Annotated in this window: 12 protein-coding genes; 5 read left to right on the top strand and 7 right to left on the bottom strand. The window is 40.3% G+C overall.

Features of this window, described 5'->3' with window-relative positions; translation table 11 throughout:
* Positions 1–329 precede the first annotated feature (329 nt).
* Positions 330–758, top strand: a complete 429-nt coding sequence (locus WDB87_RS13780) for a hypothetical protein (RefSeq protein ID WP_337850170.1) — start codon at positions 330–332, stop codon at positions 756–758.
* 2 nt (positions 759–760) lie between these two features.
* Positions 761–1,678 (top strand): histone deacetylase family protein, encoded by a 918-nt coding sequence (locus WDB87_RS13775; RefSeq protein ID WP_337850169.1) that lies wholly within the window; start codon positions 761–763, stop codon positions 1,676–1,678.
* A gap of 139 nt (positions 1,679–1,817) precedes the next feature.
* On the opposite strand, the gene WDB87_RS13770 is transcribed toward WDB87_RS13775, so the two are convergent.
* The 5 genes from WDB87_RS13770 to WDB87_RS13750 all read right to left on the bottom strand — a co-directional run bounded on the left by WDB87_RS13770 (position 1,818) and on the right by WDB87_RS13750 (position 6,055).
* The gene (locus WDB87_RS13770) at positions 1,818–2,867 is read right to left on the bottom strand and encodes a DUF2955 domain-containing protein (RefSeq protein WP_337850168.1); all 1,050 of its coding nucleotides are present in this window, start codon (positions 2,865–2,867) and stop codon (positions 1,818–1,820) included.
* Between the two features lie 10 nt (positions 2,868–2,877).
* A complete protein-coding gene (locus WDB87_RS13765; protein WP_337850167.1) occupies positions 2,878–3,942 on the bottom strand; it encodes an HlyD family secretion protein in 1,065 nt (354 codons plus the stop codon).
* Positions 3,943–3,950: 8 nt separating this feature from the next.
* Positions 3,951–4,424, bottom strand: a complete 474-nt coding sequence (locus WDB87_RS13760; protein WP_337850166.1) for a MarR family transcriptional regulator — start codon at positions 4,422–4,424, stop codon at positions 3,951–3,953.
* Positions 4,425–4,545: 121 nt separating this feature from the next.
* Complete coding sequence (locus WDB87_RS13755) at positions 4,546–5,430, bottom strand: spermidine synthase (protein ID WP_337850165.1); 885 nt, start codon at positions 5,428–5,430, stop codon at positions 4,546–4,548.
* The gene (locus tag WDB87_RS13750) at positions 5,423–6,055 is read right to left on the bottom strand and encodes a fused MFS/spermidine synthase (protein WP_337850164.1); all 633 of its coding nucleotides are present in this window, start codon (positions 6,053–6,055) and stop codon (positions 5,423–5,425) included. Before WDB87_RS13750 ends, WDB87_RS13755 begins: the two co-directional genes overlap by 8 nt.
* A gap of 159 nt (positions 6,056–6,214) precedes the next feature.
* On the opposite strand from WDB87_RS13750, the gene WDB87_RS13745 reads away from it, so the two are divergent.
* On the top strand, positions 6,215–8,296 hold the full coding sequence (locus WDB87_RS13745) for a TonB-dependent siderophore receptor (RefSeq protein ID WP_337850163.1): 2,082 nt from the start codon (positions 6,215–6,217) through the stop codon (positions 8,294–8,296).
* Between the two features lie 77 nt (positions 8,297–8,373).
* Here WDB87_RS13745 and WDB87_RS13740 read toward each other — a convergent pair whose 3' ends face one another.
* Positions 8,374–9,249: a LysR family transcriptional regulator gene (locus WDB87_RS13740; RefSeq protein ID WP_337850162.1), complete on the bottom strand. Its 876-nt coding sequence runs from the start codon at positions 9,247–9,249 to the stop codon at positions 8,374–8,376.
* Between the two features lie 108 nt (positions 9,250–9,357).
* Between WDB87_RS13740 and WDB87_RS13735 the strand changes: the two genes are divergently transcribed.
* The gene (locus tag WDB87_RS13735; protein ID WP_337850161.1) at positions 9,358–10,104 is read left to right on the top strand and encodes a hypothetical protein; all 747 of its coding nucleotides are present in this window, start codon (positions 9,358–9,360) and stop codon (positions 10,102–10,104) included.
* A 253-nt stretch (positions 10,105–10,357) separates the two neighbouring features.
* The gene (locus tag WDB87_RS13730) at positions 10,358–11,332 is read left to right on the top strand and encodes a transposase (RefSeq protein ID WP_337850160.1); all 975 of its coding nucleotides are present in this window, start codon (positions 10,358–10,360) and stop codon (positions 11,330–11,332) included.
* Between the two features lie 443 nt (positions 11,333–11,775).
* Here WDB87_RS13730 and WDB87_RS13725 read toward each other — a convergent pair whose 3' ends face one another.
* Positions 11,776–13,857 carry a TonB-dependent hemoglobin/transferrin/lactoferrin family receptor gene (locus WDB87_RS13725; RefSeq protein ID WP_337850159.1) on the bottom strand — a complete coding sequence of 694 codons (2,082 nt, stop codon included), beginning with the start codon at positions 13,855–13,857 and terminating at the stop codon, positions 11,776–11,778.
* Between the last annotated feature and the right edge of the window lie 9 nt (positions 13,858–13,866).

The raw sequence follows: 13,866 nt of genomic DNA, 5'->3' as shown, positions 1-13,866 counted from the left end.
ACGGTTAAAGCCATTAAAAGCTGCGCTTTCGCGCGAGCAAGCTCTGCGCCTACGGCATAATCCTAACATTGGATTTTAATTACTTGTAGACGCGAAACTTGTTTGCGTAATGGGCAAGGCCCATAAACAAAGTGCCGTTAATTTAGCAAAGCGAAGCAGGAGATAGAGTGTAAGAGTATAAATTCATAATACGTAATTCACTGTAAGAAAGATTCTAATTCTATGTATTGATTTTTAGTCTTCAAATATATAAATTGAACCTCAATTAGGAAAATACAAAAAAGGATTTTATTATGCTAAAAGTACACGTCTAGTTACCTCACGGAAGTATGGTAGGTCATGCTTCAATTTCATTTGGCACTACTTACATTAGCTTTTGGCCAGCTGATGATGCTGGTAAAAAAGATTTAAAAATAAAGCGTCGTCGTCCTGGTCACTTTATGCAAGCACTGGAGTTTGATATTGAAAGTGAGGGTAACCGCCGCCCCATAACTGTTACTATTTCAGGCGCAAATACGAGTGCCTTAGAAGACTATGTTGTTTCTTTAATGGAAAATATACCTCAATACAAGCTAGCTAAATTCAATTGTTCAAATGTTGTAGCTGATTGCTTACGAGTTGCCTGTGCTAAAGAGCCTAGTTTTAAGCCTAATGCTGGTGCATATGGTAAATTAGCAAGAACATTAGGTGGTGGTATATGGACGCCCCATGAAGTTTTACGTTACGCGAAGGAACTTGCAGAAACGGAAAATGCATAGACATGAAAATTATTTATGAGCCCCGCTTTAATTATCAATTAGGATTACTAAAATACTTACACCCATTTGATGGTGAAAAGTTTGCAAAAGTAATTACAGAACTTGATAACTTAGATATTGAAATAATCTACCCACAGGGGCCTGTTTCGTCAGTCAAGATCAATGAATATCTCAATGAATTAATGCGAAAATTGGTTTTAAGTAAAACGCTTATACTTAGGGCTTTGGAAGTTCCGAAAATTCCTTTCGTTAGTTTTAATTTTCTAGATAATAAAATTTTGCTACCTATGCGCTTAGCTGTTGCGGGAACTTTGCTAGGTGCTGAAAAAGCATTAAGCTCTGGCGATATAATGTGGAATTTATCAGGAGGCTTCCATCACGCTAGCAATGTTAATATGGAAGGCTTTTGTATTTATAATGATATTGGAATTAGTTATCAGCAATTATGTAAAAATGGCCAATTAAGTGAAACGGATAAAGTATTAATTATAGATGTTGATGCTCATCACGGTAACGGTAATGCATACTCTTTCAAGGATAACCAAAATGTACATTTACTAGATGTATACAACGCAGATATTTATCCAACCTCTGATTTTACGCGTAATAGAGTTAACTTCCCCGTTCCATTGAAAAGTGGCATTGAAGGCCATGAATACTTGGATAATTTAAATCAAGCGCTAAAGTTAGTAGAAACTGATTATGCTTTAGCATTTATTATTGCTGGAACTGATGTGTTAGCCGTTGATAAGTTAGGTGGTTTTGAGCTTACTGTTGAAGATGTTGCTAAGCGAGAGAAAGCCATACTTACATATTTGAAAAACCTAGATATACCTACTGTAGTTACTGGTGGCGGTGGATATTCAAAACAAAGTGCCTCAGCCATAGCTGCATCAATTAAGACATGTTCAGAACTGTAAAGCTTCGCTTTTCGCGCGAGCGAGCTCTGTGCCTACGGCATATCCTAACCTTTGAGTATAAATTACTTGTAGACGCGAAACTTGTTTGCGTGATGGGCTGCACCGCCTACAGGTAAAATTACCTCTAGGCGTAAACAAACTACTCATAGGTATGATGGCGGGTGGCACTAAAGCGGTTTAATATATGGTGCATCACATACACCGCAGATAAACTGGCCACAATAGCCACCGCTACAGAGCTAAAGCGATACAGCGCGCTGTAAACTAAATCTTGCCCTGGGCCAAGAGAGTTGCCAAACAAAATACCAAAGGTAGTTAGTACGCCAAACCCTATGCCCGGTGCGCCGCCACCTATAATATGAAAGCGGCTAAACACAAACGAAAGCGTCCACAATATTAATACCGGAAAAAGTAAAAAGTCGGTGTGATTATAAAGTAAAACTTGCGCTAACAACGCCGCATTACAGCCAATCAATGTGCCAATAGCACGCTGCCAACCTGCCATGCCTGCCGCTTTCCAGCACAATGAAAACAAAATTAACACCGATGAGGCTTGCGCCGATATTGAATCTTGCAAATCCAGCACCTGAAACACCACAAACGAAAGCGTAGCGACCGTTGCGCACAGTAATACCTCATGGCGAATACTCTCTTTTGCCTTTGCAGGTACCGCTCTCACGGCACGCGCGGTTACATCGGGGAAAATACCATGCATAGCAAAAGCTATAGCCGTAGAGAGTAGGGTCGCCAAACCATTACTTAAAATAAGCGGATATACGCTGCTTGTACCCGTTACATAACTTGAAAAGTGCAGCTGAATAGATAACCCCACCACACCTAGCGCACCAAATAAAAAAGCCGCGCCTGAGCTCATTTGATAAAACAAAAAACAAAACGCTAAAAATACAATAATGGTCATTAAAACAGGTAAATGCGAAAACAAGCCCTGCATAACTAACACCATAGGAATACTAATGGCGGCACTGGCTAAAAACTGGCGTACTATGCTTTTATTTAATACCGGCACTAAACCAAGTAACAACATGGGGTAAACGGTAAAAAATATACCGTAAGGCCAGTTCATTAACTTACTAATAGTAAACCCTATGGTACAGCCACCGGCTATACGCAACGCTTGGCGTAAACCGTTTGAGTCTAATTGCGGCGCTTGGCTTACAACTTTGCTCATACCGCCTCCATTAATAAATGTAGTGTAACCAACTAATAAACCTAATTTGAGCAGACGCTAGCCACTGCCCAATTGTAGACTCAGGCAGTAGTTGCACTGTTGCACGTGCGCCACTTGGCATATTAGCAATTAATTTGGCGTTATCTGGCATCACTAAATGGATACGCTGACGCTGCGCATCGCGTACCCAACGATTACTTGTTTCGGTACTACTAAGCGAGCCATTAGCACTGAGTTGTCCATCGCTAACACCAGCCTCAAATGTGCTTATATGTGCGTTGTAAACCTCACCTGGGCGGCTATCAAACACAACACGAGCCAAGCTGCCCGGTTTCATATTGCGTAATGACTTTTCTCTAAAATCAGCCACTAAATCGGCTTTGTTTGCCACAATAGCTAAAAGTGGGCTACCTGTTACCGCATACGCACCATCAAGTAGTTGCAAGTTAGACACCACACCCGCACTTAGCGCTCTTATTTGGGTGTACGATAAGTTAAGCTCGGCCTGTGCTAATTGGTTTGCAGCGTGGCGAAGCGCTAAATTTTGCGCACCGCTTTCGCCACGGGCAAGTACTGCCTCAGCTAATTGCGCCTGTAATGAGGCAACATCTGACTTACTGGCTTCAAAGTTAGCTTTAATGCTTTCAAGCTCTTGTTCAGAGATAGAGCGTTGCTTAAATAATGCTTCGCCACGATTATTAAGTAATTGCTGTTCGTGCAGCTTAGCTTTGGCAGCCGAAATTTGCGCCTCAAGAGCTTTTACATTGGTATCTAGGCGTTTATTTTGTAATTTGGCATCGTCAAGGGCGAGCTGTGCTTGTTCGAGCGCTAATTTATATGGGCCGGAGTCTATTTCAAATAATACATCACCTGCCTGTACGGTTTGATTGTTATTAACCAACACCTTAGTTACACGGCCACTTATTTGCGGTGCTATTTGCACAACAGGGTGATAAACCCGTGCCTGTGGCGTTACCGGCATAAACATATCGGCAATTAAATAATATACAAATATAACTACAAACGTCGCTAACGAGAGTCTTACATAACGTGTAAATTTTTGATCCGGGGTCATTACGTGCTTTACCCTTTAACTTGGTTTTGAATACAGTTTAGTGCGTTTTTTTCTATTTCAACTATGCCATGCGCGAGTGCGTCGAGCTGCTGTGTGCTTAAGCCGCTATAAAGTTGGCTTTTAATATCAATGAGTTTTTCGTTTAGCAACTGTAAAACAGTGCCGCCTTGCTTGGTAAAGAAGATTTTTTTGCTGCGTTTATCGTGCTCATCAACTTTGCGGGTAATTAAACACTGCTCTTCTAGCTGCTTTAATGTACGGGTAAGTGAAGGCATTTCTATACCTAGGCTATTGGCAAGTTCAAGTTGAGTTAACCCTTCGCCATGCATATCTATATGCATAAGTGCGGTCCAGCGCGATTGCGTAAGCCCTAATGGCTCTACTGCGATAGTAACCGCTTCACGGCATAACCTATGAACGCGGCCCATATTACCAATTAAGGTTAAATCGAGCGTTTCGTGAAAAGGTTTTTGAGTAGTCATAACCACCTCAAGTTAGTTAGCATGCTAACTACTTTAACATTAGTTAGCGTGCTAAGTAAATATTGCGGTAGTTGGTAAATAAAAAAGCCCCAAAGCTGGGGCTAAATATACTCTATAAGTTTTAAAAATTAAGAAGGTTAGCGGGGGAGTATTGATCGGTTAGTATTTTGGTATTTGCTGGCCAGTCTTGGTTGTTTTTGGTGCTTTGCATATAGGTACTAATTGCTTTTATATCTACATCGTATTTTTTTAAACGTGGCGCAAGGGCTTTAATGCGCTCGTTAAGCTGCGCCTGCGTTGGCATGGCTTTAACGCCAGCTAAAACAATACGGTTAGAGCGATTAGGGAGGCTTACGTTTATAAAGTCGCCAAATACACTATGGTAGGTTGCCGACTCATGCTCGTATAATTTGCTGCTCGAAAACGTATTAGCTGCAATAACACCGCCTTCGGCAAGTACACTTTTAACCTCTTCAAAAAACTCTTTAGTAAGCAAATGCTCTGGAATGTAGTCACCATTAAATGCATCAAGAATGATCCAGTCGTACTTTTGCTTTTTAATAGCGGCGCGTTTTATAAATATACGGCCGTCTTGCACGCTTGATGTAACGTTGTCGGTTTCTATAAAATTAAAGTAATCGCGAGCTACTTTTAAAACGGCTGGATCTATTTCAACATTATGAATTTTAGCCGCAGGGTAAAGCTCATGAATTACATTAGAAAGTGTCCCGCCACCTAGTCCTATAATAAGCACGTTTTTGGGACTTTGTGTTACTAAAAGACTGGCAAACGTAAGCTTGGTGTAGTTAAAAACCAGTTTGTCAGGGTCGTTTTTATACATGCAGCTTTGGCTGGTTTGGCTACTTTTTGTATTAAATTTTAAGCAGCGTAAGTCGCGTGTTTCATCAACAATAATATTGCGATACAAGGAGCGCTCTTCGTGTATTACATTACTAAACGCTGCACCTGAAAACACACTGGCAGCTAAAAATAAGTATTTAAGCATGGGCCAACTCCTTATTACCTGCAATATTATTAATAACAATAGCCAGTACGCCAAGTAAGCCAAGTAAGCCAAGCGTAGACGCAAATGCGCTAATTATAGTGTTTACATCAAACGCCAGTACAAAGTAAAACGAGGTAATAATAGTGCCCAAAGCACTGCCCAGCGTGCTTACAAAGTATAAAATACCCGCCACTTGGCCGCTTTTTTCGCTATCAGTAACTAATAAACGCACCGAGTAAGGCGAGATCATGCCTAAAATAACGGTAGGAATAAAAAACAAAGCCGTAGAGGCAAGCAAAGAACCATAGCGTGTATCTTCAATGTGGGTAAAAATAAATTCCATTATTGGCTGCGAAAAAAGCGCAATAGGCACCACCATAATACTCGCGACTAAAAATATTAGCCCATATTTAGTAAGCGATGCATTTTTAGTACTGAGCTTACCACCAAGTAAATAACCAAATGAAAGGCTAAGCATAAATACGGTAATTATACTGCCCCAAATATGTACACTACTGCCAAAATAAGGCGCTAATATACGCCCACCTAAAAGCTCAATACCCATAATGCAAAAACCACTGCAAAAGGCTAAAAAGTAAATTAATGCGTTTGTTTTTATGCTCATATAATTATCGTTATGTAACCTAAATAGAACACCATACTAACGTGATGTATACAAAGCTGCTAATGCAATTTTTAAATTCAAAAAAGTCTTTTTGTTATAAAGTAACACATGCTAAACTTATCGTTATAATATCACATTTTCTTATTCCCTATTATCATCATGAAGTACTCTTTAATTTATTTAGCCTGTTTAGGCATGAGTGTGCAAACACTTGCGCAAGAGCAAACCGACGAAATAGAAAAAATATCTGTTACTTATAAACAAGCTTACCGTGGCGACATTCCTCAAAAGCAAATGCCGCAGTCTATTGTAAGTGTTAGCAGCGCTGCGCTTGATCAAAAAGGCATAACCGAATTACAAGACGCGCTTGATTTTTCGGCGAGTATTTCGCGCAAAAATAACAGTGGCGCATTATGGGATAGCTTTTCTATTCGTGGCCTTTCGGGTAACGAAAACATGCCATCGGGCTATTTAATTAATGGCTTTAGCGGCGGGCGTGGTTTTAGCGGCCCACGTGATGTATCTAACATTGACTACATAGAAGTACTAAAAGGCCCAGGCTCGGCACTTTATGGGCGCTCGGAGCCCGGCGGTACTGTAAATATTGTGACCAAAAAGCCACAGTTTGATTCTCAAGGTGAACTAAAACTAAGCTTAGGTAGCGACAGTTTTAACCGTATTGAAGGCGATTACACTAACGGCATTAGCGATACTACTGCGTTTAGAATAAATGGCGCGTGGCAAGATAGCGACAGCTACCGTGATGAGGTGTACACCAATAAAAAGGTGATTACGCCGTCTGTTTATCATCAAATAAACGCATCGACCAGTGTAACGTATGAGTTTGAATACGTAGATTTAGCTCAGCTATTTGACCGTGGCGTTGTTGTTCTTAATAACGATTTTGACACCGTACCAAGCTCGCGTTATTTAGGTAACCCAAACGATGGCGACACGCAGGTGTATTCGCGCGGTCACCAAATTACACTAAATCACGATATTAACGATGATTGGTCGTTAGTGGCCGGTGCAAACTATCGCAGCTCTACATTAACTGGGTTTTCGTCGGATGCTGAGCTTTCGCCATCGCGCCAATCGTTATTTGACGATGGCCGCACGCTTACCCGCCAGCAGCGCTATCGCGACTACGAAGTAGAAGATTTAAGTGTAAAGTTTGAGCTAAGCGGCAGTGTAGACACAGCAGGCGTTATGCATCACTTATTAATAGGTGCCGATGCATATAAATACGATTTACGTACAGCGCTTTCACGCTACCGTGGCGGTAACGGTACATATACTGTTGATATTTTTGAGCCAAATTACGATGTTGAGCGCCCAGAAGTAAGCCTACTTTACGAAAACGACGAAGAGCAAAACGCATACGGTATTTATGTTCAAGACCAAATGGATATTACCGATAAATTTAAGCTATTAGTTGGCCTACGATTTGACAGCGTTGACCAAGACATTTTAGAAACCAACAGCGGCGTTTTTTCAACCAGTTCACAAAGCCAAATAAGCCCACGTGTTGGCCTAGTGTACGAGCTTAATAATGCACTCACCTTATACAGCAGTTACTCAGAAGGCTTTTTACCACTAAGTGGTACTGATGCCAGCGGCGACCCGTTTGGCTTTGAATACAGCGACTCGTTTGAAGTTGGCGCTAAGTTTGAATACTTAGGCGTAAACGGTACAGTGGCATTTTTTGATGCTTCTAAAAGTAATATGTTAGTGGCAGACCCGGTAAACGTTGGTTTTTCGGCGCCTATTGGTAAAGCCGATAGCAAAGGGTTTGAGCTTGATTTAAACACCTATATTACTGATGCAACCGCGTTTAACTTATCGTATGCCTATATAGATGCCACCACAGCAAACGACATTATTAATGCCGATTGGGGCGTACCAATTGAAAAAGGTAGCCCGCTGGTAAATGTACCAAAAAACAACTTAAACCTTACGCTTAGCCATCAAACAGCATTAATGGGCAAAGAGCTTGAGTTTGGGGCAAGTTACCAATACACAAGTAGCCGTTTAGGTGATGCCGCCGATTTAAGTTTTAGGCTACCAAGCTACCAATTAGTAGGCGTGTTTGGCCAAGTTAATTTAACCGAGCAAACCGAACTTAATGTAAGTGTAAATAACATTTTTGATGAAGATTACGCCGAAAGCAGCTACAACGCTTTATGGGTTTACCCAGGTGCGCCAACTCAATTTAAAATGTCGTTAGCTTATAATTTTTAATAGCTAGCAAATTAAAGTTTTCATCCTAAAGCGTCTTAATGTAGTGGTTAAGGCGCTTTATATTTTTAAGCGCTTTTTTATAAAGAATGCATAAGTTTATTCAGCCAACCATCGGCCTTTGAAGGTTTGTATATCATTACAATGCTTTCAGTGTAGTGATTGTTAACCCCCTTTACAGTTAATTTTGTAAGCCCTAAGTCGTCAATCACAAAGTTAGGTAAATACGCTAACGCCAAACCACTTTGTACTACTTCTATTAATGCACTGTAGTCGCTACATCTAAATACAATATTGCGCGGGGCAGTGTGATCTTGCCAGCCGTCGGAGCCAATGCCTTGCTCGAGGCCGCATAACGGCGAAAACAAAGGGCATGCAAAAGCCGCGTGCAGTAATTGGTTTTTATCAAGCGTTAATGTACCTTGTTGTATTAGCTGATGCGAAGCGTGCGCAGCCACACTAAACCCAGTATTAAATACATCAACCGCCACTAAATTAGTATGTGAGCTATTATTTAGTGCCTCGCGAGTAACTAGCGCAATATGCGCCGAGCCCGACGCAACTTGGCTTATGGCTTCACCTTCAAAAACATTATTAATACGCACCGAGCAGGGCAGGTTACTAAGAGGAGTAAGCAGCTTTTTAAGGCCACTTTTAAGTAACATGGCAGGGCCTGCAACAACCGCATTAAATTTATGATTATCACTTTTAAAACGGCTAGTAAGCTGCTGGTAATTATGAACTAAATCGCTACTGTGCTTAACAAACTCTTTGCCTTTATCATTAAGTACTAAGGTTTTGCCTACACGGTTAAACAGCTCCGTGGCTAAGTTTGCCTCAACCTTTTTTAGCGTTTTAGACAGCGCCCCAGGGGTAATACTAAAATGCTTAGCGGTTGTATGCAGATTTTGCGAACCCGCCATATGAATTACTTTTTCAATGTCGTCTAAATGCATAACGCCAAACCGTATTGATTAAAAGGAAACAACTAACAACTTATTATCGATTATTTATACATAAAAACTAGCTTATAGTAACGCTATATTTATTTTTTGAGCATTAACATGAAACACATACTGCTAGTTTTTATTATATTTTCGAGCGCAGCGCTTGCAAACACACCTCAACACAATGCGCACAACACACATAAAGCCCACAGCTACGTGGGATTTCATGGCATGGCGCTTATATTAGCAGGCGATAAAGTACTGGCTAGCCACATGCCGTTATACGCCCCGCCACACGACTACCAAATAGTGTATGAAGTAACTAATAAAGACACCCATCCTAAAAGGGTAACTAATGAAGACACCCATCTTAAAAGTAAAAGTGATACTCAACTTGAAACTATCAAAAATATTTTAAAAAAAGCAGCAGACGAGCAACGTCAGATCACTATTTTACCAACCAAATTTGATCTAAATTTATTAATAAATAAGAAGACACCCACCTTAAATGTAACTGTATTTAACGGCCATTTTGAACGCGGTGGCAAAGCACTTTTTACTACCAAACTAACTTTTAAAAACCCGTTATATGTTGAAAAAATAACGACCAATAAAGCACGCAAAAATGCGTTTGAGTTAATAAAGCTAACAGCACAGCAAGGCTTGGTAATTCATAAAATACAAAGCAAGCCAAGCTATGACTCATTAAGCTTAGTGCCGCTTAATAGGGGGGAATATAATGGGGAGTTAAAGTGTGATGTTGCTATAAATACTTCGGTAAACGCTGCGCTGAAAAGCAAGCTAGAGGCATGTTTTAAAAGCGTGCCAAGCTATTTAGAAACAAAAGATTTTGCGGATAATTAATTTATAAATAGCCAGCGCTTGAGCTTAAAAAGCGCTGGTTTATAAAGTGTTACTTAGTATTTAATGAGTACAAGTTTGCCAGCATAATCAGCATTGTGTAACTTACAAAATGGCTTAATATACAAAGTAAGCCTCACCTACAAACTCATCAAGCTCTGCCCAACAAAATTTACGATGACACCCACTGTTAATTTTGTATTCTAACCATTTAGCAACTAAAGTTTATTTAGCTCAATAAATAAACAGGTGTCACATGGCTATTGCAAGAAAACGCCAAATAAGTTTGGCCGATACAAAATATTATCACTGTATTTCGCGCTGTGTGCGCCATGCTTACTTATGCGGCGAAGACTCATTAACTGGCAAATCTTACGAACACCGAAGGGGCTGGGTAGAGCAAAAGCTATTTAGCCTCACTAAAATATTTTGTATCGATATATGTGCTTATGCAGTTATGAGTAATCACACGCACATTGTGCTTTATGTTGATGATAAAAAAGCAAATAGATTGAATGATAAAGCCATAGTGTTGCGCTGGCATAAGCTATGTAAAGGTACACCACTAACGCAAAAATTTTTACAAGGTGAGGAGCTAAGCAGTACTGAGCGCTATTTTTTAAGCCAAACTATTATTCAATACAGAGAAAGGTTATCTAGCATTAGCTGGTTTATGCGAGTTTTAAACGAATATATTGCTCGAAAAGCTAATAAAGAAGATAAATGCACTGGCAGATTTTGGGAAGGGCGCTTTAAATCACAAGCTCTTCTTGATGAGGCAGCCCTTGCAGCTTGTATGGCTTACGTTGATTTAAACCCAATAAGGGCAAAAGTAGTAAAAACTCCTGAAAGCTCGCACTTTACCAGTGTGCAAAAGCGAATTCAAAGTGCTGAAAATGCAAAGCAGCCCAAACAACTTTTAAAATTTGCAGGTAAACCCCGTAAATTTATGCCAAAAGGTTTACCGTTCGAGCTTAAATATTACCTTGAATTAGTTGAACTCACAGGGCGAATTATTCGCAATGATAAACCAGGTTTTATTGAAAACACCCAGCTTCCTTTATTAGAAAGAGTAAACATATCACCAGAGAATTGGTTAAAACTTACTACTGATTTTACCCGCGTATTTCACGGCGCAGTAGGTAAGCCGCAATCACATGTAAGTTACTGCGAACACTTAAATAAAAAGCGCCGAGTAAATTATAGTAATTGTAAAAAGCTACTAGCCTAAAACCTTCTTAATAGTTTTAAAACTGCCTTGCTGCAGGTTTAAGCATGCCCTTAATTTAGCTAACCATATACATAACAGTACATTTTTAAAATGTGCTGCCGTAAATGCCTTTAAATAAGCCATTAGTTTATGAATTTTTAAAATTGGCTAGTTGATTATGTCGATTTATTTAAAAATTGAGATGGGTGTCATTTTAAAAGTATCATGTCGATTTATTCAAAAATTGAGATGGGTGTCATTCTAATTCTAATTTAGTTATGGATTATTTAAGTGGGTGTTAGGTTAAATTTATAAATCAGGACATTATTCTGCCAGAATCTAGGTTCTAATTAATACCGAAAAGTTAAGATGGGTGTCATCTTAAAAATAATCTTAAATTTTAAAATAAACAAACGCTGCAGCTATATACAGCGTTTGTTGTTATTTAATATTCTAAGTGCTAATTAAAACTCATAGCTTATTTTGGCTGAAAAGTTACGCCCAGGTTGGGTGTATTGGCTAAAGTCAGCACTTGCAGATTGCCCTGCAATTAGCTCAAAAGGTATATATTCTTTATCAAGCAAATTAAGTACACCTACATTTAATTGCCACGCTTGCCATTCGTAGTTTGCGTATAAATCAACAACGCCGTAGCCATGCCCTTGGGTGGTTTTGTCGCCGTTTGTATCAAGTACCACATCCGATTGCGATTTAGCTAAACGCCACGCAGCGGTCCAGTTAACATTGCCAAGCTCCGTGCTTAACAATACCGAGCCGTTTAGCGGGCTAATACTGGTAAGTGGCTGATCGGTTTCTTTATTTTCACCATCAACATAGGCCACATTTGCCTCTAGTAGTATATTTTCGGCGACATACATGGCAATTCCGGCTTCCACGCCGCTTATTTGGGTCTCACTAATATTTTGATACTGAAACAGGGTTTTGTTTACGCCAGGAATATATGTTGGCTCAACACCCACTACGGCGGTTTCAATAAAGTCATCGTATGCTGCATAAAAAGCGCTTAAATTTACGCTAATATCGCTGCTGGCGTATCTTAACCCAAGCTCAAATGAGTCACTGCTTTCTGGGTCTAAATCGGCGTTTGGTAATATTTGATAAAACGGCTCAACGCCATGGCTTTGATAGGCTTGGTCGTGTGGTGGTATTTTAAAGCCTCGTACGTATTGCCCGTACCACGATAAGTTATCATCCACTTGATATATAACACCTAGCTTAGGTGAGAAAGCAGATTCGGTAATATCATCAAGCTGCGCATCCAAGTAAAGCTCATCATTTTTAGCTTCTAGGGTGTAGTAATCATATCGCACACCAGCAATAACCGACCACGCACTGTTTTTAAACGAAATACTGTCTTGTACGTAGGCACCAATTAAAGAGGTATCAGCTCCTGGGAATGCTTTTTGTTTTTGGTCTGTAAAATCAACCGTGCCATCAGCTAAAACACGGGTTTTAAAACGTGGGCGGGTGGTGTCGTATAAGTCTATATCAATCCCATATACCACTTCGTGATCGGTGGTTTCTCCTTTAAGACCTTTATTAAATACCGCTTTTAAACCTAAAATATTTTGCTCAAAACGATAGTCGTTATAATCGGTGTAGGTGCTTGCGCCACTAATTTGGTCGCTTTGTTGCTCGTAACTACTGTAAGACACTTGCCCGTGCCATTTATCAAACGCCGCTGTTGCTACCTCTGAATGGTAATCTAGCGCTAGTGACCAATTAGTGTCGTCTTCCTCAGTTTCTTGAACGGTGGGAGTAATTACTTGCTCAGTTGTTTGGTTAAAGTAATCGAGGGTGTATTTAACTGTGCGTTTTTCATCAAGCTGTTGTTCAAATTTAACTAATAAAGCGTCCGACTTAGCATCATAACCGGGTAAGTTTTCATCATAATTTTGTACTTCTTCGCTGTCGCGGTGGCTATAAACGGCGCTTACAGCAAAGTCGCCTAAATCTTTTGCAGCGGTAATATCGGCGGCAACTTGGTTGCTTTGACCTTGATACCCAAGCGCCATTTTTACAAAGCTGCTGTTATCTTTTAAATAATCGCTTGGATCTTTGGTGGTTATAACCACAATGCCACCCAGTGCATCAGAGCCATATAATGACGATGCAGCACCTTTGGCTACTTCTACTTGTTTTACGCCTGCAACATCAAAGTAATTGCGGCCAACTAAATAACCCCCTCCACCTGCGTAACCATCGTTAGTGCGTCGGCCATCTTTTATAAATACAACACGGTTACCACCAACACCACGCACGGTAAGTGTTTGCGCGCCTGCGCCACTGCCTGTGGTTGCAATGCTAGGATCGTATTTAAACATGGTTTGTAAATCTACTGCTAGCTGGCGCTCTATGTCTTGCTCGGTCATAACCGTTACTGAGCCTGTTACATCTTTAAGCTTTTGTTCAAAGCGCGAGCCACTTACAACAATATGATCGTCAATTATGTTTTCGGCAAATGCAGTACCCGAGCCAAGTAATAAGGTTGCTATAGCAGTAAATTTAAATGCAGAGGGATTCATTTCAACTCC

It is taken from the genome of Pseudoalteromonas sp. C12FD-1 (assembly GCF_037414265.1).
GTDB lineage: Bacteria > Pseudomonadota > Gammaproteobacteria > Enterobacterales > Alteromonadaceae > Pseudoalteromonas.
The sequence above is the reverse complement of the archived record's forward strand: the minus strand, read 5'-3'. Positions and strand labels throughout refer to the sequence as shown.